Source organism: Egicoccus sp. AB-alg2 (assembly GCF_041821065.1).
GTDB lineage: Bacteria > Actinomycetota > Nitriliruptoria > Nitriliruptorales > Nitriliruptoraceae > Egicoccus.
The window spans coordinates 368,154-389,887 of record NZ_JBGUAX010000001.1 but is presented as its reverse complement, the minus strand read 5'-3'; the positions used below and the strand labels follow the sequence as shown (position 1 = coordinate 389,887).

Here is a 21,734-nt window from a genome sequence, read left to right as displayed (position 1 = left end):
TCGTTCCGGCGGTCAGGGGCGCCGGCCCCGGGTGGCGCCTGCCAGCTCACGGACGAGGCCACGGACGATGGTGGGGGTGATGCGGCCTCGCGCCAGCCCGAGTTCGACCAGGTCGTCGAAGACCCGTTGGTCGGCGGCGGATGCGCGCAGTCCCGCGTCGATCACGCTGCCGTGCCGGCAGAGCCACGCGGCCGCCGCGACGTGGCGGAGGTGGACGTCGAGCAGCCGCTCGGCGGCCCTGGCGTAGCGTGCTCCGGCGCTCGAGGGTTCGCCCGCGTTCAGTGCCTCGGCAGCGGCTCGACCCGCGGCGAGTCCGGTGGCGACGGCGTAGTAGATGCCCTCGCCGGTCATCGGGTTCACCAGCCCGGCGGCGTCGCCAGCCAGCAGTATCGGCCCGGTGGGTGGACGCCAGCGTCCCGTCGACAGGGGCAGCTGGTGGCCCCTCCAGCCGGTACCGCCGTCGGTCGCACCTGGCAGCAGGGTGTCGAGCCGCTCGAGCAACTGGGCCTTGGCGGGCCGGTCGTGCCGGTGGCCGAGCAGCTCGCCGTACCCGACGTTTGCCAGGCCGTCGCCGCGATCGAAGGACCAGGCGTACGCCGGCTGCCGTGCCGTGTCGAAGACCACGACCTGCGCGTTGGGACGGATCGAAGGGGTGGGGGAGTAGCCGCGGATCGCGACCGCCATCGGCCCCGGCGTCATCCCGATGGCCCGTCGGACGGTCGAGTTCGCACCGTCCGCCCCGACGACGGTCCGCGCCTCCACCGCGCCGTCCAGCAGCACCGAACAGCTCTGGGAGAGCTCGCGGACCCGGTGCCGGCGCAGCGTCGCGCCGGCTGCTTGCGCCGCCTCGACCAGGCGCTGGTCGAAGACCGTTCGCGGGATCACCCAGGTCGGTCGCACCATCTTCCGGTCGACGCCGGCCGAGCCCCGGTCCAGCCGCAGTCGAGGCACCGGCACATGACCGTCGACGATCCCCGTGACGCCGGCGTCCTCGAGGAGGTCGATGACCTGCGGGGCGATGCCGTCGCCGCACGGCTTGTCGCGCGGGAACTCGGCGCGGTCGAGCAGCGCCACCCGGAGCGAGGGGTCCACGCGCAGCGCGCCGATCGCGGTGGCGGATCCGGCTGGTCCGCTGCCCACCACCGCCAGGTCCCAGGCCGTCATGCGGCCACCATCGCGAGCAGCGCGACGTCGACCAGCGCGATCGTGACCGCGGCGTAGAACGGCGCCTTGCCGTTGCCGAACCGCGCGACGGCAGCGAGCGCGACCACGAGGGCAAGGACCGCCCATACCCAGGTCGGCGGCGCGCCGGCGGGGCCGAGGACCGCGACCACCGAGGCGAGCACCAGCAACGCCGTGGCGACGTTGCGACTCCGGGCGGCACCCCATCGGTGTGGGAGCCCGCGCACGCCCGTGGCGGCGTCGTCGTCGAAGTCCGGCAGCGCATTGAGGAAGTGGGCGGCGACGCCGAGCATGGCGGCCGCGACGACCATCCACGTCGGTGGCCAGTGGGGCGGGCGATTCGCCAGGCTGGCGATGGCGGGGAGCGAGCCGAACGCCACGGCGTACGGGAGCCACGACCAGGCCGTCGCCTTGAAGTAGAGGTTGTACGGGTGCGCGAAGGCGACGAGGACCACCAGGTGGGTCGCCCCGCTGCGCCAACCCGCGAGCAGGGACAGCACCACACAGGCGGCAGCCGCGACGACCAGGCAGCGTCGCACGAAGGAGGGCGTCAGCTCACCGTTCGCCAGCGGTTTGTCCGCTCGGCCGGCCGCGCGGTCCCGGTCGACGTCGACGAGGTCGTTGCCCCAGCCGACGGTCAGCTGGCCGGTGAACACGGCCAAGACCACGAGGGCGGCCTGGCGGCCGGGCAGGCCGAGGGCGAGGGCCAACAGCGCCACGATGGTCGTGACCGCGACCGACGGTCCGACGTGCGCGGCACGGAGCAGCGGGACCGCGACCGTGGGGCGGGCTGCTCCAGCGCCGGTGGTCACCGCGCGGTCCTCACGGCTTCTCCTGTCTCGGGACGACCCTCCGACACCGTGCCGACGTCCGGAGAAGTGGGGAAGGGCCAGATGACCGGAGCGGGCCCCCTCCAGCACACCATGGGCGGGCGCGTCGGACCACCGTGAGGGATGGCCGCCCGTACGGACGATCGTGTGGCACGGGAAGGGCTCAGAGGGGCCCAACGTCGTGCAGCTCCTGACCGACGAGTTCCCGGCGTGCGGTTGCCGAGCGGTGAACGGGCGGCGACCGCGACGACGGCTCGCCGCGGTGCCGGTTGCTTGCTCGGGTCGGGCACGGGCGTTACGGTCACCCGCCACCAGAGGTTGACATAAGTTTAGACCTCTACTTGAGGTCGAGGCTTGACCCGTTCGCATGGTGCGCGAGCCCCGTGCGGGCGGGCCCGGCCTCGACCCGCCGCTGGACCGCCCGGTCCGGCGTGTCCGCAGGTGGTGTGCGCGAGCGCGCCGCCCGGTCGAGAACCGCAGGAGGAGCCCATGGGGGCGAACCCGTCGAACTACCTCGCCGTGATCAAGGTCGTCGGTATCGGCGGCGGCGGCGTCAACGCCGTCAACCGCATGATCGACGCCGGTTTGCGTGGCGTGGAGTTCATCGCGATCAACACCGACGCCCAGGCGCTCCTGATGTCCGATGCGGACGTCAAGCTCGACATCGGGCGCGAGTTGACCCGCGGGCTGGGCGCCGGTGCCGACCCGTCGGTCGGCCGCCAGGCCGCCGAGGACCACAAGGACGAGATCACCGAGGTGCTCAAGGGCGCCGACATGGTCTTCGTCACCGCCGGCGAGGGCGGCGGCACCGGCACGGGTGCGGCGCCGCTCGTCGCCCAGGTCGCCAAGGAACTCGGGGCGCTGACGATCGGCGTGGTGACACGCCCGTTCGCCTTCGAGGGGCGCAAGCGCTCCCTGCAGGCCGAGGACGGCATCTCCAAGCTCAAGGAAGAGGTCGACACCCTCATCGTCATCCCCAACGACCGGTTGCTGCAGATCGCCGACGGGCAGACCTCGGTGGTGCAGGCGTTCGGGCTGGCCGACGAGGTCCTGCTGCAGGGTGTCCAGGGCATCACCGACCTGATCACCACGCCGGGGCTGATCAACCTCGACTTCGCCGACGTGCGCACCGTCATGAAGGACGCCGGCAGCGCCCTGATGGGGATCGGCAAGGCGCGCGGCGACGCCCGTTCGCTCGAGGCCGCCCAGCTGGCGATCAGCTCGCCGCTGCTCGAGGCCTCCATCGACGGGGCCCGCGGCGTGCTGCTGATGCTCGCCGGCGGCAGCGACCTCGGCCTGTTCGAGGTCAACGAGGCGGCCGACGTGATCACCAAGGCCGCCCACCCCGAGGCCAACATCATCTTCGGTGCCGTGATCGACGACTCCCTCGGCGACGAGGTGAAGGTCACCGTCATCGCGGCCGGGTTCGACAAGTACGACGCCCCGGCCCACTTGGCCGGCAGCGTCGCCGCCAGCGCCGACACGACGAGCCGGATCGCGGCCGCTCCGGCCGCGGCGCCGGTCGCAGCCGACGATGACGACGACGAGCCCGACGAGGTCTTCCGTCCCGCGCCCGCGCCCGCCGAGGAGCGTCCGGCGCTGGTGGTCCAGGACGGCGAGGACGATGACGACCTCGACGTCCCGTCCTTCCTGCGCTGACCCACCGCCGAGGTGCCCGTGCTCGTCCTCGACGTCGACCTGGCCGACGGCGTCGGTGCATGGTTCACCGGCCGCGACCGGACCGGGTCTCCACCCGGGGTCGGCGCGGCCGGCAACCTCTCGCACCGACGGCCGCACCAGCCGGCCGTGCTCGCGCGCACGCGCGCCGAGGTCGGCCGGCGGACCGGTCGCGCCCCCGCGACCTGGCACACCATGCACCAGGTCCACGGCGCGCGGGTGGGCGTCGTCGACGACACCGTGCCGCCGGGTGCCGAACTGCGGGGCGTCGACGCGCTGGTGACGCGCCTGACGGACCGCACCCTCGCCGTCTCCGTCGCCGACTGCGTGCCCGTCCTGCTGGCCGGTGCGACCACCGTCGCGGCCGTACACGCCGGACGCCGCGGCGTGCAGACCGGGGTCGTGACCGCCGCGCTGGACGCCATGGCGGGTCTCGGCGACGACGTGGCCGGCATCCGGGCCGCGATCGGGCCGGCCATCGGCGGCTGCTGCTACGAGGTGCCAGCCGACCTGCACACCGAGGTGGTCGCCGAGCATCCCGCCGCTGACGCGCGTACCACCTGGGGGACGCACGCCCTGGACCTGGCCGCCGCCGTGCACACGACGTTGGAGAAGGCGGGCGTCGGCGGCGTGCAGCGACTCGCCACCTGCACGCGCTGCGACCCGGACGCCCGCTGGTTCAGCCACCGGGCGGATCCGACCACCGGGCGACAGTTCGGCCTCGTGGTGCGCGAACGGGCCACCGCGTGACCGGGATGCCCTTCGCCGACGTGGAGGCCCGCGCCGCGCGGGTGCGCTCGCGCCTGGCGGCCGCCGCCACGGCCGCCGGCCGCAAGCCAGCCGACGTCCGCCTCATCGGCGTGACGAAGACGCATCCACCCGAGGTCGCGCGGGCCGCCGTGGCCGCCGGCGTGACGGAACTCGGCGAGAACCGCGTCCAGGAACTGCTGGCCAAGCTGCCGCTGGTGCCCTCGGCGCGGTGGCACCTGATCGGCTACCTGCAGCGCAACAAGGTCAAGGACGTCGTCGGGCACGCCGTCCTCGTCCACACCCTCGACCGCCGCTCCCTGGCCGACGCGCTCTCGCGCCGGGCGGCCGCCGCCGGGGTCGTGCAGCGCGTGCTGGTGCAGGTGAACGTCGGGGAGGATCCCGCCAAGCACGGCTGCCAGGTGGACGAGGCCCTTGACCTGGTCGCCTACGCTCGCGACCTGCCTCACCTGGCGATCGAGGGGCTGATGACCATCCCGCCGCTCCCGGCGGCGGGCGAAGATGCGTCGGCGGCCGCCAGGCCACACTTCGCCACGTTGCGCCGCTTGCGCGACGAAGCACGAGCACGTTTCCCGGAGGTGGTGCACCTCTCCATGGGCATGTCCGCCGACCTCGAGGCGGCCGTGGCCGAGGGTGCAACCATGATCCGGATCGGCACGGCGCTGTTCGGACCCCGCGAGTCGGGGCCCTGGCGCCCAGAGGAGGTTGGCACGTGAGCAGCGGCATGTGGAACCGCACGCTGATCTACCTCGGGCTCAAGGAAGAGCCGGAGGACGACTTCGAGGGCGGCCCGGAGCGGTTCGTGCCCGAGGACGACCCGTACGCCGAGCACGCCGAGCCGCGCCCGGTGCCGGCACGTGCCCGCGAGGAGGTCCGGGCGGTCCCACGCCCGCGGCCCGAGCCCCGACCCGAGCCGCGGCCGGCCTCGCTACGCGAGGCCGAGGTCCACGAGCGCGACGACGAGGCGACCGTGCGGCCGATCCGTCGCGAGGAGGCGGTCGCGGCGGCGGCGACGGGCGACGTGCACGTGCGGGCGGTGCCCAACGTGCCCGTGGCACGCGCCGCGGTCGTGGAGATCTCCAGCTTCGACGACGTCCCGGCGATCGGCTCGCGCTACCGCACCGGCCAGGCCGTGCTCTTCGACGTGTCCGGTGCCAGCGCCGCCGAGGCGCGCCGGGTCGTCGACTTCGTGTCCGGCCTGACCTACGCCCTGCGGGGCCAGCTCACCAAGGTCGGCGGCCGGGCGTTCCTGCTCGTCCCCGACGGCGTCCACCTGCCAGCCGAGGAGCGGCGCCGGCTGGGCGACCTCGGCTACCGCGTCTCGGCCGGCGGTGAAAGCTGACCATGATCACCCTGCTCCTGCAGATCTACCTCGTCGTCCTGCTCGCCCACGTCATCTTCTCGTGGGTGCCGCGCCCGCCGGAACCGATCATGCCGTTCGTGCTGGGCGTGCGGCGCCTGGTCGAGCCGGTGGCGGCGCCGATCCGGCGGGTCATCCCGCCACTGCGGCTGGGCAACGTCGGCCTCGACCTGTCCATCATCATCCTGTTCATCGGGGTGCGGATCCTGATGGCGGTCACACGCAGCGTCGGTCTGTAGACGGCAGCAGAAACGCGGAGGGGGCGTCATGTCGTTGCGACCCGAGGACGTGGTCAACTACCAGCTCCGGCAGTCGTTTCGCGGCTATGCGACCGACCAGGTCGACGAACTGCTCGACCAGCTCGCCGACCAGATCGAGCGGACCGACACCGAGCTGAACCAGCTGCGCCGGCGGGTCCGCGAGTCCGAGGCCCGGCTCGCCCAGGCGCTGGAGAGCGAGAGCGCGATCCGTCGCCAGGCGGCGACGGCCGAGGGTGCGGCCGAGCGGGCGCTGGCCGATGCCCGCGAGCAGGCCGACGAGCTGCGCGAGGCGTGCGAGCACGAGGTCCGCTCACAGCTCGCGGCGGCGGAGACGCGCGCTCGCGAGCTGGTGGAGCAGGCCGACCAGGCCGCGTCGGCGCGACTGGCACAGGCCGAGCAGGAGGCGACCCGCCGCCTCGCCGCCGCCGAACAGGAGGCCGCCGACCGCCTGCGAGCGGCCGACGAGGACGTGGCGCAACGGCGCCTGCGTGGCGAGCAGGAGGCACAGGACCGGCTCGCCGAAGCCGAGCGGCTGGCCACCGAGCGGCTCGCCGAGGTCGATCGTGCCGCGACGGAGCGCCTGGCCGAGGCAGAACGCGCCGCGACGGAGCGGCTCGCCGAGGCCGGCCGCACCGCGACGGAGCGCCTCGCCACGGCCGAGCAGGAGGCCGAGGAACGTCGCCGGCAGGCCGATCAGGAAGTCGAGCGGCTGATCGCCGAGCGGAGGCAGCAGGCCGAGCACGAGGCCGAGCGGGCCGCCGAGGAACGTCTCGAGCGGGCGGAGCAGGAGGCGCGCGAGCGTCTCGACGCGGCCGCCCGGCAGGCCGAGGGCGTCGAGGACCGCGCCCGGCGCATCATCGAGGCCGCCCAGGCGGAAGCGCAGGCCGAGCTGGCCGATATTCGCGAGCAACGTGCCGCCATCGAGGTCCGCATCGACGCGCTGCGCGCGCTCGCCGACCGCAACCGGGCCGTCTACGAGCAGCACCTGTTGGCCCAGCTCGACCAGTTGCGCCTGCTCGACGGCGCGCCCGGCGCCGCGCTCGACTTCGTGCCGCCGATCGAGCCGGCGCCCGTGCTGGACGTCGTCCCGAGCGAGGGCGCGCGCGAGCTGCCCGACGCCTCGGATCATTCGGAAGCGGCGGAGCTGCCCGATGCCTCCGGCGAGGAGGCAGCGGCACTGGCGGACGCGTCGGGTGATGGGGCACCGGAGGTGGAGGACGGGGCGCCCGAGGATGTGGTCACCGAACCGGCCGCACACACGCCACCGTCCGAGGAGCCGCCATCCGGCCAGGACGAGGGACACGACCGCTGGTCCTTGCCCGAGGAGTCCGGCTCACTAGGGTCGGCGGCACCTCCGCCGGGCGCGGATCGGGGCTAGCAGGCGCACGGCGCCGTCACTCCGCACGTGTTCCCGCGTTCTAGGCGGTGGCGCCGCCGGCATCCCTCGGCCCGGTGGCAGCGCGTCCGACTCAGGGGTGGTGACCGGTGATCCTTCTCAGCCTCGTCCTCGTCATCGCGGCCGCGGTGCTGCTCGTCGTCGGCTGGTTCCAGGACGGCCTCCAGCTGGTCTACCTCTCGATCGGCGCCTGCCTGCTGTCGATGCTGCTGCTCGGCGCCAGCGTCCTGGTGCGCCGCGGCGGCGAGGTCACGGTCCCGCGACGGCCATCACCGGCGGCCGCGCGGACACCGGTCGGGACCGGCGCGGAGGCGACGGCTGCCGCGGACGCGGGCGCCCGCCCGGTGGCTGGTGACCCCGGGGCGGGGCGGTCGACGACCGACCGCACGGACCAGGACGCCGCCGACACCGAGGTCGCAGCGACGACGGCCGAGGATCCGGCGCGTCCGGTGACTGCCGACACAACCACGCCGAGCGCCGAGGTCGAGGACGAGCCGGCCCCCGCAGCGTCGCCCCGCACGCGCCGCGCCGCCGTGGTGCGACCGGGACGTCCGGGTCCCGACCCCCACGACCCGTCCGCCGAGGAAGCCGGTGCCGATGCCGACCCGCTCGCCGGGGTCCGGGGGCTGGGCCCGAGCCGCCGCGAGGCGCTGCTCGAGCGGTTCGGCTCGGTGGACGGGATCCGTGGCGCCAGCGAGGCGGACCTCGCCGAGGTGCCCGGACTCACCCCGCAGTTGGCCCGCGCGGTCAAGGCCCAGCTCGACCGCTGAGACCGGGCGGGCAGGCCCCGTCGGGGGCGCCCTCCCAGCCGCCGGTGCCTCGTGCGGTCGAGCGGCCGGAACCCGCCGGCGTCAGCCGCCAGAACCCGGTCCCGTCGCGCGCCGGGCACCGAGTCGGGCCGCCTGCTCGATGGGATGGTGGCGGTAGCCGTAGCGCGCGGACAACCAGAGGTAGAGCGGGAACAGCAAGGGGCCGAGCCGCTCGGCCTGACGGACGTGCACCGCCTCGTGCGCCAGCAGTGCCGGCGCGCTGGTGCCCTCGCGCGACAGCACGACGTGGCCGATCGCGTTCGCCTGCGCGCCGACGATCCGCAGGGCCGCCGCCGACGGGCCACGCACGCCCTCGGTGACGAAGCAGCCGTACTGTGGCTGCCAGCGCGGTCGGCCACCGGAGACCAGCGCGACGAGCAGGCCAACCGCCGTCAGCGGTGAGGCCCACACGAACGCGGCGACCCGTCCCAGCCGCGTCCGCGGCGGCGCAGGCACCCACGCGGACAGCCGCCGGCCGAGCGGACCCTGACGCGGCGGCGGGGACGTCGGCGGACGGGTGGCGGACCCGGGGTGGACCACTTCGCGACGCTGGCGGGCGGCGCCCACCAGGCCGGCGGCCAGCGTCGCCAGCAGCCCGATCCACAGCAGGCGGCGGATCATGCGACCCGCTCGATCGCCACGCTCGCCATCCCGAGCCCGAGCTCCACCTCGGTGGCGTCGTCCACCACCTCGCCGCGCACGACGTCGGTGGCGAGCACCTCGCGGGCGACCAGGTCGTAGAGCCCGGCGTCGGCCAGCTCGCCGTCCAGTGCGGCCGGCTCCACGACGACCGACAGCACGATGCGGTCGTCGAGCGCCAGGCCGGCGCTCTTGCGCAGGTCGTTGACGGCCCGCACCAGCTCGCGGGCGACGCCCTCCACCTCGAGCTCACGCGTCAGCGCGGTGTCCAGCGCGAACGACGTGCTGCCCTGCGAGGCGACGGCCCAGCCGGTGCGCGAGGTCTCCACGACCTCCACCATCTCCGGAGTGAGGCTCACCTCGTCGCCGTCGACGGTCAGCCGCGCCGCGCCGTCGGTCGCGAGGGCCGCGGCCACCTCTGCGGCCGTGTCCGGATCGGCGTCGCGCAGGGCGTTGCCGACCGCCGGCGACCGCTTGCCGAACGCGGGACCCAGCGCCCGGAAGTTGGGCCGCAGCGATCGCTCGACCAGATCACCCGTGCCGTCGGTGAGCTCGACCTGCTTGACGTTGAGCTCGTCGGCGATGTCCGCCACCAGGCCGACCAGGCCGGCCCGCTCGCTCTCCGGGACGGTCACGAGGGCCCGGGCCAGCGGCTGGCGCACCTTCACGGCCGAGGTCGTGCGTGCCTGGCGCCCCAGCTCGACGACCCGGCGGGCCGTGCCCATGGCCGCGCGCAGCTCGTCGTCGACCCAGGCCGGGTCCGCCACCGGGAAGTCGGTCAGGTGCACCGACGGCTGCGCGTCCGTGTCCTGGGAGACGACCAGGTCCTGCCACAACCGCTCGGCGAAGAACGGCGTGAACGGCGCCATCAGCTGCGCGAGCGTGGTCAGGCACGTGTGCAGCGTGTGGTAGGCGGCGGCCTTGTCGGCCGGGTCGTCGGACGCCGCCTTCCAGAAACGGCGCCGGTTGCGGCGCACGTACCAGTTCGACAGGTCGTCGACGAAGCGCTCCAGCCGGCGGGTCGCCGTCGACACGTCGTAGCGGTCCATCGCGGCATCCACGACCGTCACGACGTCCGCGAGCTCGGCCAGGACCCAGCGGTCCGACGCCGGTCGATCGGCGACGGCCGGTGCGGGCGCCGACAGCGCGAACCCGTCGATCGCCGCGTAGGTCGTGAAGAACACGTGCGTGTTCCAGATCGTCAGCAGGAAGCGGCGGACGATCTCCTCGAGCAGCTGGTGGCCCACCCGCCGCGACACCCACGGGTTGCCCTCGGCGAGCATGAGCCAGCGCAGCGGATCGGCCCCGTGCCGGCCGATCAGCTCCCACGGGTCCAGGATGTTGCCGGCCGACTTGGACATCTTGCGGCCGTCCTCGTCCACGATGTGGCCGAGGCACAGCACGGTCTCGTAGGAGCGGCCGTCGAACAGCAGCGTCGACTCCGCCAGCAGCGTGTAGAACCAGCCACGGGTCTGGTCGATCGCCTCGCAGATGTAGTCGGCGGGGAAGTGGCGTCCGAACTCCTCGTGGCCCTGATGCGGATAGCCCCACTGGGCGTAGGGCATCGCACCCGAGTCGAACCAGGCATCGGCGACGTCCGGCACGCGGGTCGCCGTGGCGCCGCACGTCGCGCAGTCGAGCTTCACCTCGTCGACGTAGGGCCGGTGCGGGTCGAGCGCCGAGTGGTCCTGGCCGGTGAGCTCGGACAGCTCCGCGCGGGAGCCGACGACGGTGACGTGCCCGCTGGCGCAGCGCCAGAACGGCAGCGGCGTCCCCCAGTACCGGTCACGTGACAGCGCCCAGTCGACGTTGTTCTCCAGCCAGTTGCCGAACCGCCCGTCACGGATGTGCTCGGGGTGCCAGTCGATGCCGGCGTTGTTCTCCAGCAACCGGTCGCGGACCGCGGTCGTCCGGATGTACCAGGACGGCTTGGCGTAGTAGATGAGCGGCCGCTTGCACCGCCAGCAGTGCGGGTAGGTGTGCGTGTACCGGTCGGCCCGCAGCAGCCGCCCGGACGCCTGCAGGTCCTCGATGATGGCCGGGTCGGCGTCCTTGACGAACGTGCCGGCCCACGGTCCCACGGTGAACTTGCCCTCGCGGTCGACCGGGTTCAGCACGGGCAGCCCGTTGGCGCGCCCGACCTCCATGTCGTCCGCACCAAACGCCGGCGCGAGGTGCACGATGCCCGATCCGTCGGTCGTCGTGACGAAGTCCGCCGTCACGACGTAGCGCCAGTCCTGTGGCGGGTCCCCCGTCTCGGTCGCTGCGCTCCCTCGTTGCCCCCCGCCAGCCGGGTCCCCCGTCTCGGTCGCTGCGCTCCCTCGTTGCCCCCCGCCAGCCGGGTCCCCCGTCTCGGTCGCTGCGCTCCCTCGTTGCCCCCCGCCAGCCGGGTCCCCCGTCTCGGTCGCGCCCGGCGTCACGACCGTGAAGGGCGCCTCGTAGTGGGAGCCGACGAGTTCGTCGACCGCCACGTCGCGGACCACCTCGTAGGCGCCCTCACCGAGCACCGCGTCGGCGAGGTCGGCCGCCAGCACGAGCAGGTCGCCGCCCTGCCGGACCAGTTGGTAGCGCACGTCGGCACCGACGGCACAGGCCGTGTTGGACACCAGCGTCCACGGGGTGGTCGTCCACACGACCAGCGCAGCGCCCTCCTGCGCGAGTGGGCCGTCGAGCAGCGGGAAGCGCACGTAGACGCTGGGGTCCTCGACCGTCTCGTAGCCCTGCGCGACCTCGGCGTCCGACAGCGCGGTCCCGCAACGGCCGCAGTAGGGCGCGACCCGGTAGTCCTCGAAGATGAGGTCGCGGTCCCACAGTTCCTTCAACCCCCACCACAACGAGTCGACGTAGGTGGCGTCCATCGTGCGGTACGGGTCGTCGGTGTCGATCCAGAACCCGATGCGCTCGGTCAGCCGCTCCCAGACGTCGACGTAGCGCAGCACCGACTCGCGGCAGCGGGCGTTGAACTTCTCGATGCCGTAGGCCTCGATGTCGGCCTTGGAGTTGAGCCCGAGCTCCTTCTCCACCTCCAGCTCGACGGGCAGGCCGTGGCAGTCCCAGCCGCCCTTGCGCCGGACGAAGTGGCCCTTCATGGTCCGGTAGCGCGGGAAGATGTCCTTGAAGGTGCGGGCCTCGACGTGGTGGGTGCCGGGTCGGCCGTTGGCGGTCGGCGGGCCCTCGTAGAAGGTCCAGACGGGTTGGTCGGCCCGCTGGCGCAGGCTGCGGGCGAACACGTCAAGCTCGCGCCAGCGCTCGAGGACCTCCTCCTCGAGCCGGGGCAGGTCGGGCTGCGGGGCGACGGTGGGCCAGGTGGTCATGGCGTCCTCGGGCGGTCGGGTCCGCGTCGCGGCGGTGCTGCTGCCCGAGGGACGACGCCGTGGCGCCGCGGTACCACCCTCGTTGGCCGGGCCGCCGGCGGCGGTCCCTGCCCACTTCGTTGGCTCCCGCCGGGATTCGACGTCCCGGCCGGCCCGCGTGTCGTGCGGGATCCGTCCGGCCCTACGCACCCAGGAGGTCCCGGGCTTCGTGCCGGCCGCTCGGCGGTGATGACGTCGGGCACGCGCCACCGGCTTCCACCGTCCCGGCTCGCTTCTCGCGCGTGTGGCCCCGCCGCCGCGTCCGCGTCACAGCGTGGATGTTGCACGCCCAGCATACGCATCGACGTTTCACGGCGGGGAAACCTCGCGGTAACGGCCCGGGCGTAGCGTTCCCGCCGATCGCCGCCCGCGCCGCAGGGGTCGGCGGTGCCGACACGACGCGAACGGGGAGCCGGAGACGATGCAGAACCTGCTGGAGATCGCCCTGCGCCGAGCGTTCCTGTACGAGGACCCCTCCGCCTACGAGGCGGGGGTCCGTGACGCCTTCGAGCTGCTCGCACAGGCCGGACCGGCGCGTGCCCCAGAGGGCTCCGAGGGGTCCGTCGAGGATGGGGAGGTACGGGGCGCCGCGTGAGGTCGGACGGGCCGTTGGCGCACGGCGCGCGGCCGTCCCGAGCGGGCGGTGGTGCGCATCCGGTCTGGTACCGTCCGCCGCCATGGCACGCAACAAGACGCTCACGAAGACGCAGCTCGCCAGCCTCCGGCAGGAGCTGCTGGACGAGCGTGCGACGCTGCTCAGCCAGGTCGAGGACCTCGACGCCGAGGCGGACGTCAACAACTGGCGCGAGGGCGGCTTCGACGACGACCCGGCCGACGCGGGCTCGGCCAGCTTCGAGCGCGAGACCGCGCAGTCGCTGTCCAACCACGCCCGCCGGCTGCTCGCACAGATCGACGAGGCGCTGCGCCGCATGGACGCCGGCAACTACGGCACCTGCGAGCGTTGCGGCAACCCGATCGAACAGGCGCGCCTCGAGGCCCTGCCGTATGCGACGCTGTGCATGGACTGCAAGCGCCGGGACGAGACTGGTCGTTGAACGACGTGGACCCCGCCGCGGGCGCCCCGCGGGCGGCGTCCCGGCTCGCGGTGCAGGTCGGCGTCCTCGTCACCGCCGCCGTCGTGGTGCTCGACCAGGCCACCAAGGAACTGGCCGAGGCGCTGCTGGAGCTCGGCGAGTTCGTCCCGTTCCTCGGTGAACGGATCGGCTGGCAACTGGTCTACAACCCGGGCGCGGCGTTCGGCATCCCGGCGCCGGCGTGGCTGTTCCTGATCGTGACGGTCCTGGTGACCTGGATCGTCGCGCGGGCACTGCCGCGGACCACCTCCCTGCTGCAGGCGGCGGCCTACGGACTGCTACTGGCGGGAGCGCTGGGCAACGCCATCGACCGCCTGGTGCGACCCAACGTCGTCGGGGAGGTCAGCGGGTTCTTCCAGGGCGACGTCGTCGACTTCGTCGCCTGGGGCACCTTCCCGCGCTTCAACGTCGCCGACTCCGCCATCACGGTCGGCTTCGTGCTGCTCACGCTCGCCCTGTGGCGTGAAGAGCGCAGCGCACGTGGCGACGAGGCCGTCGACACCGCGCCAGGCGTCGACGACGCCGACGCGGCCGTCGAGCGCGACTCGCCCGGGTCATCCGGGGTCGCAGACGGTCGCCCGCAGCGCGCCGGGGCGCCGGAGACGCCGTGAGCCGGTTCGTCGTGCCCGACGAGCAGGACGGCCAGCGCCTGGACGTGGTGGTCGCCGGCCTGCTCGACGTGTCACGGTCGCGGGCGGCGGCGCGCCTGGCGGCCGGCGACGTCACGCTCGCCGGTCGCCCGGCCGGCAAGCAGCAGCGGGTGCGCGCGGGGCAGACCGTCGAGGTGCGCGCGGCCGCGCCGGCCGCGGCGCCACCCGCACCTCCGCCGCTGCCGCCGGTCCGTTACCAGGACGCGCACCTGCTGGTCGTCGCCAAGCCGGCCGGCATGGTCGTGCACCCGGGGCACGGACGGCCGCACGGGACGCTGGTCGACGCCCTGCGCGGCGCCGGCGTGCCCCTGGCGGCGGTCGGCGGTGACGAACGGCCCGGGATCGTCCATCGGCTCGACCGTGACACCTCGGGTCTGCTGGTGGTCGCCAAGACCGACGCCGCCCACGCCGGGCTGGTGTCGGCCCTGAAGCGACGGCAGGTGGCGCGGCGCTACCTCGCCGTCGTGCAGGGCGTGCCTCCCAACCGCCGGGGTCGAGTCGAGGCACCGCTGGCCCGCGCGCCCGGCGACCGCACCCGGTTCGCGGTACGCGCGGACGGCAAGCCGGCGGTCACGCGCTACGTCGTCCTCGACGACGTCGCGGCCGGCGGCTCCGGCCAGCACGTCGCCGCGCTGGCCTGCGCGCTCGAGACCGGCCGTACGCACCAGATCCGTGTGCACCTCGCGGCCCTCGGCCATCCCATCCTGGCCGACACCACGTATCGTGGGTCCGCGACACTGGCCGAGCGGCTCGGTGTGTCCCGCATCGCCCTCCACGCCGGCCGGCTGGCCTTCGTGCACCCGATCACGGGCGTCGAGGTGGCCGTCGACGAACCGCTGCCCGACGACCTGGCGGCGCTTCGCGACCGGCTGGGACTGCGGATCCCGACCGGCTGGTGGGAGGCGATCGACCACGGAGCCGCTGGCGCCACGGCCGTCACCGACGCCACCGACACCGCCGACGCCGAGGAAGGACCATCGTGATCATCCGCAAGTCGCGCAAGGACATCGCCGGGCTGCGCGAGGCCGGACGCGTCGTCGCGCTCGCGCACCGGGCGATGCGCGCCGCCGCGGACGTGGGTGTGACGCTGCGCGACCTCGACGAGGTCGCGCGCGACGTCCTGCGCGAGCACGGAGCCACCTCGGCGTTCCTCGACTACCACCCGCACTTCGCACCCACGCCGTTCCCCGGGGTCATCTGCGCGTCGAAGAACGACGTCATCGTCCACGGCATCCCCAACGACGATCCGCTCAAGGACGGCGACCTGCTCAGCATCGACTTCGGCGCCATCCTCGACGGCTGGGTCGGCGATGCCGCCGTGACGTTCTCGGTCGGCACCGTGCGGCCCGAGGACGAGCACCTGCGCCAGGCGGCCGAGGACGCCCTGGCCGCCGGCATCGCGGCCGCGGCGCCGGGGGCGCGGCTCGGCGACATCGGCGCCGCGATCGGCGCGATCGGTCGTGGCCACGGCTACGGCATCCCACAGGGCTGGGGCGGGCACGGCGTCGGCCGCGCCATGCACGAGGAGCCGTCGGTGCCAAACGAGGGCCAGCCCGGCCGCGGCCTGCGCCTACGCCCCGGGCTCGTCATCGCGATCGAGCCGATGTTCATGGCCGGCGGTCGTGACGACTACCGGATCGACGACGACGGGTGGACGATCCGCACGGTCGATGGCAGCCGTGCTTCGCACGCGGAGCACACCATCGCCATCACCGACGACGGCCCGCAGATCCTGACCCTTCCCTAGGCGCGAGCACCAAGACCCTCGGCCGCGGTGCGCGGGGCCGAGCGGCGGCTGCGCGCCTGGCGCGGGGGTGGCAGGCGCTGCCGGGCGCCTGCGGCCGCGGCTGGTAGCGTGACGAACCACAGGCGTGTGGTTCTGGCACCGTCGGCGCGTCGACCCGGCGGTCCTTCCCCGAGGACTCCCGCCTGCGCCGACGCTGCCCACCGCCATGGTCGGGTGGGGTCCGGCCGGATGTGGTCGAGCGACGAGCATGCGGTGCCCCGTGGTGGGGCAGGGGAGTGGACGGCAGTGGGCAGTGGCGACCGCGACAGCTTCGTCCACCTGCACGTCCACACCGAGTACTCGATGCTCGACGGCGCCTCGCGTGTCGGCCAGCTGTTCGACAAGGTCGCCCAGGACGGGCAGCCGGGCGTCGCCATCACCGACCACGGCGTGCTGTTCGGCCTCGCCGACTTCTACCGGCAGGGCACGGCCAAGGGCGTCAAGCCGATCCTCGGCTCCGAGCTCTACCAGGCGATCGGGTCGCGCAACGAGCAGCGCCTCGGCGGCTCCGACGGCCGGCAGCGCTACTTCCATCTGACGACCTTGGCGGCCGACGACACCGGCTACAAGAACCTCGTCAAGCTGTCCACCAAGGCCTACCTCGACGGCTACTGGTACAAGCCGCGCGTCGACAAGGAACTGCTGGCGGCCCACAGCGAAGGCATCGTCGTCCTGTCGGGGTGCCTCGGCTCCGAGGTGAACCAGGCCCTGCTCGCCGGCGACGAGGAGAAGGCGCGCCAGGCCCTGAGCGACTTCAAGGACATCTACACCGCCGAGCGGTTCTTCGTCGAGCTCCAGGACCACGACATCCCGGAGCAGAAGACGACCTGGCCGGTCCTGGAGGAGCTGGCCAAGCAGCTCGGCCTGCGCACCGTCATCACCAACGACTCGCACTACACCAACGCCGAGGACGCCGAGGCACACGACGTCCTGCTGTGCATCCAGACCGGCTCGAAACTCTCCGACACGGACCGGTTCAAGTTCTCGGGCGACCAGTTCTACGTGAAGACCGCCCGTGAGATGCGCGAGGAGTTCCACCAGTACCGCGACGCGCTCGACGCCACGCTCGACATCGCGGAGATGTGCGACGCGAAGATCGAGTTCGACCTCGACCTGCTGCCGGCGTTCCCGTGCCCACCCGGCATGACCGAGGCCGAGTTCCTGCGCCACAAGGTCTGGGAGGGCGCGAAGGAGCGCTACGGCGACCCGGTCCCGGACGCGGTCGCCCAGCGCATCGAGTACGAGCTCGGCGTCATCGAGAACATGGGCTTCCCGGCCTACTTCCTGATCGTCGCCGACCTGTGCGAGTACGCCCGCAGCGCCGGGATCCGGGTCGGGCCCGGGCGCGGCTCGGCCGGCGGGTCGGTGGTGGCCTTCTGCACCGACATCACGCGCGTCGACCCGATCAAGTACGGGCTGATCTTCGAGCGCTTCCTCAACCCGGCACGCATCCAGATGCCGGACATCGACATCGACTTCGACGACCGCCGCCGCGGCGAGATGATCCGCTACGCCGCCTCGCGCTACGGCGACGACCACGTCGCGCAGGTCGTCACCTTCGGCACCATCAAGGCCAAGTCGGCCATCCGCGACGCCGCCCGCGTGCTCGACGAGCCGTTCAGCGTCGGCGACACGCTGTGCAAGATGATGCCGCCGCCGGTGCAGGGCAAGGAGGCGCCGCTCGTCGAGGCCTACGAGAAGTCCTCCGAGTTGCGCGAGTCGCGCAACGACCCCACCTACCGCAAGGTGCTGGAGACGGCGGAGAAACTCGAGGGACTGAAGCGCCAGCACGGCATCCACGCGGCCGCGGTCATCATCGGCGCCTCGCCGCTGGACGAGGTCGTGCCGCTGCTGAAGACCGACAACGGCGAGATCGTCACCCAGTACGAGATGGGCGCGGCCGAGGCCATCGGTCTGCTGAAGATGGACTTCCTCGGCCTGCGCAACCTCACCGTCATCTCGGACGCCGAACGGCACATCAAGGCCAACCGGGGGGTCGAGGTCGATCTCGACGACCCGGAACTGCTCGGGGACATGGACGACCCCAAGGCCTACGAGATGCTGTCCACCGGGTTCACCCTCGGGGTGTTCCAGTTGGACTCCACCGGCATGCAGGCCCTGGTCCGAAAGCTCAAGCCGACCCGCTTCGAGGACATCTCGGCCCTGCTGGCGCTGTACCGCCCGGGCCCACTGTCCATGGACATGCACGTCGCCTACGCCAACCGCAAGAACGGGCTGGAGGGCGTCTCGTACGCCCACCCGGACCTCGAGCCCGTGCTGGGCGAGAGCTACGGCGTGATCGTCTACCAAGAGCAGGTCATGAAGATCGCCACCGATCTGGCGGGCTTCACGATGTCGGACGCCGACGGGCTGCGCAAGGCGGTCGGCAAGAAGAAGCGCGACCTGATGGAGTCCTTCAAGGACCAGTTCATCAGCGGTGGCGTCGACAACGGCTACGACAAGCAACTGATGACGTCCCTGTGGGGCCTCATCGAGAAGTTCGCCGAGTACGGGTTCAACAAGTCGCACACGGTCGCCTACGGCGTCGTCAGCTACCAGACCGCCTGGCTCAAGGCGCACTACCCGGTCGAGTACATGGCGGCGCTGCTGACCAGCGTGAAGAACCACAAGGACAACAAGCCGCTCTACCTCAACGAGTGCCGGCGCATGGGCATCCCCGTGCTCCCGCCGGACATCAACGAGTCGGGCAGCGACTTCACCCCTCGCGACGACCAGATCCTGTTCGGGCTGTCGGCCGTGCGCGGGGTCGGTGAGGGCATCGTCGAGCAGATCGTGCGGGCCCGTACGGAGAAGGGCCGCTTCGTCGACTTCGCCGACTTCTGCGCCAAGGTCGACGCGAGCGTGCTCAACAAGCGCACCCTGGAGAACCTCGTCCTGGCGGGGGCGTTCTCGTCGCTCGGCCACAGCCGCAAGGGGCTGCTCGCCGTCTACGAGCTGATGGTCGACACCGCCCAGAAGGCGAAGAAGGACGAGGCCGCCGGCTTCATGTCGCTGTTCGGCGACGACAACGGCGGCGACACGGTCGACCTCGACGACGCGCCGGAGATCCCCACCGACGAGTTCGACAAGTCCCAGCTGCTGAAGTTCGAGCGCGAGATGCTCGGCCTGTACGTCTCCGACCATCCGTTGTTCGGGACCGAGCGGGTGCTCGAGCGCCACATCGACACCAGTTGCGCCGGTCTGCGCGAGCGCAAGGACAACGACAACGTCACGGTCGGAGGTGTGCTGACCGGCCTCACCAAGAAGTTCACCAAGAAGGGTGACACCTACCTGGTGGCCACGCTCGAGGACCTCACGGGCAACGTCGAGGTGGTGTTCTGGCCCAACACCTACCGGGCGGCCCACGAGGTCCTGGTCGAGGACGCGGTGCTGGTGGTCACCGGTCGCCTCGAGGTTCGCGACGAGGCGATCAAGTTGCAGGCCAACCGGGTGTCGGCGCCGGATCTGTCGGAGGCGCTGGGCTCACCGATCGTGGTGCGCTTCGCCGCCCAGCAGTGCACCGCGGATGCCGTGCGCCGGCTCAAGGACATCCTCGTGCACCACCAGGGCCCGGTGCCGGTGCACCTGCAGGTGGAGGCGCTCGACGGCGCGTCGCGTACCTACCGGCTGGGCGACGACCTGCGCGTCGAGCGCCACTCGGGACTCTTCGGCGAGATCAAGGCGGCGTTCGGCCCGCAGAGCGTCGACGACGACGCGGGCGACCGGACCTTCGGCGGCGACGACGAGGAGCCGAGGTGGCGGCGGGCCAAGGACCGCGAGCCCGCGCTGACCTGACGGCGGACGCATGAGACCGCCGCGAGGTTGCATCGGACTGCGTCCGGTGGCCGCAACGCGCGTCCGATGCATGGTCGCACGACCGGGTTATCCTCGGAGCCAGCGCATGCTGTTTGGTATGCGTTGAAAGAGATCAGATCGACGGGGGCATGGGGATGACCACGGACACGGACCACGCGAGGTCACGACCGGGCGCACGCGCGCTGGTGCTCAGCGGCCTGCTGGTGGTGCTGCTCGCGGTGGCCGCGGCGATGAGTGCCGCGACCGTCGCCTGGGGCGACCAGTTGCGCACCGAGGGCCGGTTGCTACCAGGGACGACGGTCGCGACCGTGGACGTCGGCGGCAGCACCGAGGACGAAGCCGTCGAGGCGGTCCAGGCGCACCTCGCGCAGCGCCTCGACCGGGACCTGGTCGTCACCCACGGTCAGGACCGCTGGACGACGACCGCCCGGGAGCTGGGTGGCACGGCCGACGTCGCCGCCGCCGTGGCCGCCGCCCTCGACCACACGGAGTCCGCCGGCTTCGGTGACCTGGCCCGCATGCGCTGGGCCAACGGCACCGCCGACGTCTCGGCCGAGGTCGGCGTCGAGGTGCCCGACGAGGGCATCGACGCCTTCGTGGCCGGCATCGCGACCGACGTGGATCGTGCACCCGTGGACGCCGACGCGACCTGGGCCGGCGACCACGTCGTCGTCGCCGACGAGGTGATCGGTCGCGCGGTCGACCACGACGCAGCCGCCGACGCCGTGCGCGAGTTGCTGACCGCGGACGCCGACACGGTCGAGCTCCCGGTCACCGAGGTGGCGCCGAGGGTCCGCACCGAGCTCGTCCGCGAGGTCGCGGACGCGGTCGAGGCCGCTGTCCGCGACGCCTACGACCACACCGTCACGGTCGGCCTCGAGGACGTCACGCAGCGGCTGACGCCGCGGGACGTGGGTGCCACCAACGACGCCGAGGCCGTGCTGGCCGCGGCACTCGAGCGGGCCGCCGGCTCCGGCGACGTGACCGTCGACGGCGTCGAGCTCGCGTTCCCCGACGGCTCGCTCACCGCCGTCGTCGACTCGCTCGCGGCCGGCAAGGAGGTCGCGGGCCGCGACGCGGAGATCACGTTCGCGAACGGTGAGTTCACGGTGGTCCCCGAGCGCACCGGCATCGCCGTCGACCGCAGCCAGGCCCGCGAACGGCTGGCCGCGGCGCTGCGCGGGGACACGGACGAGGTCTCCCTCGAACTCGTCACGACCCGCCCGAGCGTGACCGCGGACTCGTTCGGGACGGTGCTGCTGCTCGACCAGTCCGCCCGCGAGCTGCACCTGTACCGAGGTGCCGAGCGGCAGCGCAGCTGGCCGGTCGCCGTCGGCACGAACAACAGCCCGACGCCGACGGGCACGTTCGTGATCGGCGCGAAGCGCTTCGAGCCCACCTGGGTGAACCCGGCGCCGGACCGTTGGGGCCGTGACATGCCGGCCAGCATCGGCCCGGGCCCGGACAACCCCCTCGGCCCGCGGGCCCTGAACTGGAACACCAAGCAGGGTCGGGACACGCTGATCCGGTTCCACGGCACGCCCAACGAAGCCTCGGTCGGCAGCGCCTCCTCCAACGGCTGCGTGCGGATGTACAACGCCGACGTGATCGAGCTGTACGACCTGGTGTCCTCCGGGACCACGATCGTGTCCGTGGCCTGACCGGCGTCGCGTCGCCGGGCCCGCCGCCGGCTGCCGCGAACGCGCACCACCCGGTGGCCGCCGGCACCCACCGGCGGTCACGGCCGTTGGTTCGGATCCGGCCACGACCCCGTCCCGACGACGGACGGAGGGCACGACCACGGGGAGGCGGGACGCGCAAGGCTGGTCGCCCGTACGCGAACCGTCGGAGTCCGAGATGGCCATCCCGCACCAGAACGAACCCGAGGACGGCCGCAGCAACGCGCCCGTCGACCGTCCCGAGCACCGTGAGGACGCCAGCCGCCGTCCGGGTATGCACCCCGAGGCGCAGCGGTCGGGGACCGCCTCCAAGGGCACGATGTGGATCATCGTCGGCGCCCTGGTCCTCGGTCTGCTCGTCTACGCGCTCGTCGGCGGCGGCATCATCGGCAACTGACGCCGCCGATGGCGGATCCCCGGGACCTCGGTCCGCGG

General features: G+C 72.9%; 19 protein-coding genes. 15 read left to right on the top strand and 4 right to left on the bottom strand.

All coding sequences use genetic code 11. The features are described 5' to 3' along the window. Positions 1–12 precede the first annotated feature (12 nt). Together ACERM0_RS01850 and ACERM0_RS01845 are read right to left on the bottom strand one after the other, a co-directional pair. Positions 13–1,164: a geranylgeranyl reductase family protein gene (locus ACERM0_RS01850; RefSeq protein WP_373676788.1), complete on the bottom strand. Its 1,152-nt coding sequence runs from the start codon at positions 1,162–1,164 to the stop codon at positions 13–15. Next, complete coding sequence (locus ACERM0_RS01845) at positions 1,161–1,994, bottom strand: UbiA family prenyltransferase (protein ID WP_373676787.1); 834 nt, start codon at positions 1,992–1,994, stop codon at positions 1,161–1,163. Before ACERM0_RS01845 ends, ACERM0_RS01850 begins: the two co-directional genes overlap by 4 nt. Before the next feature lie 507 nt (positions 1,995–2,501). On the opposite strand from ACERM0_RS01845, the gene ftsZ reads away from it, so the two are divergent. The 7 genes from ftsZ (at position 2,502) to ACERM0_RS01810 (ending at position 8,243) form a co-directional block, all read left to right on the top strand. Next, positions 2,502–3,671, top strand: a complete 1,170-nt coding sequence (gene ftsZ, locus ACERM0_RS01840) for a cell division protein FtsZ (RefSeq protein ID WP_373676786.1) — start codon at positions 2,502–2,504, stop codon at positions 3,669–3,671. Positions 3,672–3,683: 12 nt separating this feature from the next. Continuing rightward, complete coding sequence (locus tag ACERM0_RS01835; protein ID WP_373676785.1) at positions 3,684–4,439, top strand: polyphenol oxidase family protein; 756 nt, start codon at positions 3,684–3,686, stop codon at positions 4,437–4,439. Positions 4,440–4,444: 5 nt separating this feature from the next. Beyond that, entirely contained in the window at positions 4,445–5,173 is a 729-nt protein-coding gene (locus tag ACERM0_RS01830; protein WP_373676784.1) for a YggS family pyridoxal phosphate-dependent enzyme, read from the top strand. Then, positions 5,170–5,799 (top strand): cell division protein SepF, encoded by a 630-nt coding sequence (locus tag ACERM0_RS01825; protein ID WP_373676783.1) that lies wholly within the window; start codon positions 5,170–5,172, stop codon positions 5,797–5,799. Before ACERM0_RS01830 ends, ACERM0_RS01825 begins: the two co-directional genes overlap by 4 nt. Before the next feature lie 2 nt (positions 5,800–5,801). After that, entirely contained in the window at positions 5,802–6,056 is a 255-nt protein-coding gene (locus tag ACERM0_RS01820; protein WP_373676782.1) for a YggT family protein, read from the top strand. 28 nt (positions 6,057–6,084) lie between these two features. Next, positions 6,085–7,455, top strand: coding sequence for a DivIVA domain-containing protein (locus ACERM0_RS01815; RefSeq protein ID WP_373676781.1), 1,371 nt, complete (start codon positions 6,085–6,087; stop codon positions 7,453–7,455). Between the two features lie 107 nt (positions 7,456–7,562). After that, positions 7,563–8,243: a helix-hairpin-helix domain-containing protein gene (locus tag ACERM0_RS01810; protein WP_373676780.1), complete on the top strand. Its 681-nt coding sequence runs from the start codon at positions 7,563–7,565 to the stop codon at positions 8,241–8,243. 81 nt (positions 8,244–8,324) lie between these two features. Here the strand turns inward: ACERM0_RS01810 and ACERM0_RS01805 are convergent, their stop codons facing one another. Further along, a complete protein-coding gene (locus ACERM0_RS01805) occupies positions 8,325–8,903 on the bottom strand; it encodes a hypothetical protein (protein ID WP_373676779.1) in 579 nt (192 codons plus the stop codon). Further along, the gene (gene ileS / locus ACERM0_RS01800; protein WP_373676778.1) at positions 8,900–12,235 is read right to left on the bottom strand and encodes an isoleucine--tRNA ligase; all 3,336 of its coding nucleotides are present in this window, start codon (positions 12,233–12,235) and stop codon (positions 8,900–8,902) included. Before ileS ends, ACERM0_RS01805 begins: the two co-directional genes overlap by 4 nt. A gap of 460 nt (positions 12,236–12,695) precedes the next feature. Here ileS and ACERM0_RS01795 point away from each other — a divergent pair, with 460 nt between their 5' ends. The 8 genes from ACERM0_RS01795 (at position 12,696) to ACERM0_RS01760 (ending at position 21,696) form a co-directional block, all read left to right on the top strand. Next, positions 12,696–12,869, top strand: a complete 174-nt coding sequence (locus ACERM0_RS01795; RefSeq protein WP_373676777.1) for a hypothetical protein — start codon at positions 12,696–12,698, stop codon at positions 12,867–12,869. A gap of 82 nt (positions 12,870–12,951) precedes the next feature. Beyond that, positions 12,952–13,329 (top strand): TraR/DksA family transcriptional regulator, encoded by a 378-nt coding sequence (locus ACERM0_RS01790; protein WP_373676776.1) that lies wholly within the window; start codon positions 12,952–12,954, stop codon positions 13,327–13,329. A 5-nt stretch (positions 13,330–13,334) separates the two neighbouring features. Then, positions 13,335–13,979 carry a signal peptidase II gene (locus tag ACERM0_RS01785; RefSeq protein WP_373676953.1) on the top strand — a complete coding sequence of 215 codons (645 nt, stop codon included), beginning with the start codon at positions 13,335–13,337 and terminating at the stop codon, positions 13,977–13,979. Beyond that, positions 13,976–15,001 carry an RluA family pseudouridine synthase gene (locus tag ACERM0_RS01780; protein ID WP_373676775.1) on the top strand — a complete coding sequence of 342 codons (1,026 nt, stop codon included), beginning with the start codon at positions 13,976–13,978 and terminating at the stop codon, positions 14,999–15,001. The genes ACERM0_RS01785 and ACERM0_RS01780 overlap by 4 nt, the downstream gene beginning before the upstream one ends. Further along, on the top strand, positions 14,998–15,765 hold the full coding sequence (gene map, locus ACERM0_RS01775; protein ID WP_373676774.1) for a type I methionyl aminopeptidase: 768 nt from the start codon (positions 14,998–15,000) through the stop codon (positions 15,763–15,765). The genes ACERM0_RS01780 and map overlap by 4 nt, the downstream gene beginning before the upstream one ends. A gap of 285 nt (positions 15,766–16,050) precedes the next feature. Beyond that, on the top strand, positions 16,051–19,599 hold the full coding sequence (gene dnaE, locus ACERM0_RS01770; protein WP_373676773.1) for a DNA polymerase III subunit alpha: 3,549 nt from the start codon (positions 16,051–16,053) through the stop codon (positions 19,597–19,599). Positions 19,600–19,748: 149 nt separating this feature from the next. Beyond that, positions 19,749–21,281: a peptidoglycan binding domain-containing protein gene (locus ACERM0_RS01765; RefSeq protein WP_373676772.1), complete on the top strand. Its 1,533-nt coding sequence runs from the start codon at positions 19,749–19,751 to the stop codon at positions 21,279–21,281. A 196-nt stretch (positions 21,282–21,477) separates the two neighbouring features. Next, positions 21,478–21,696: a hypothetical protein gene (locus tag ACERM0_RS01760; RefSeq protein WP_373676771.1), complete on the top strand. Its 219-nt coding sequence runs from the start codon at positions 21,478–21,480 to the stop codon at positions 21,694–21,696. Positions 21,697–21,734: the final 38 nt, after the last annotated feature.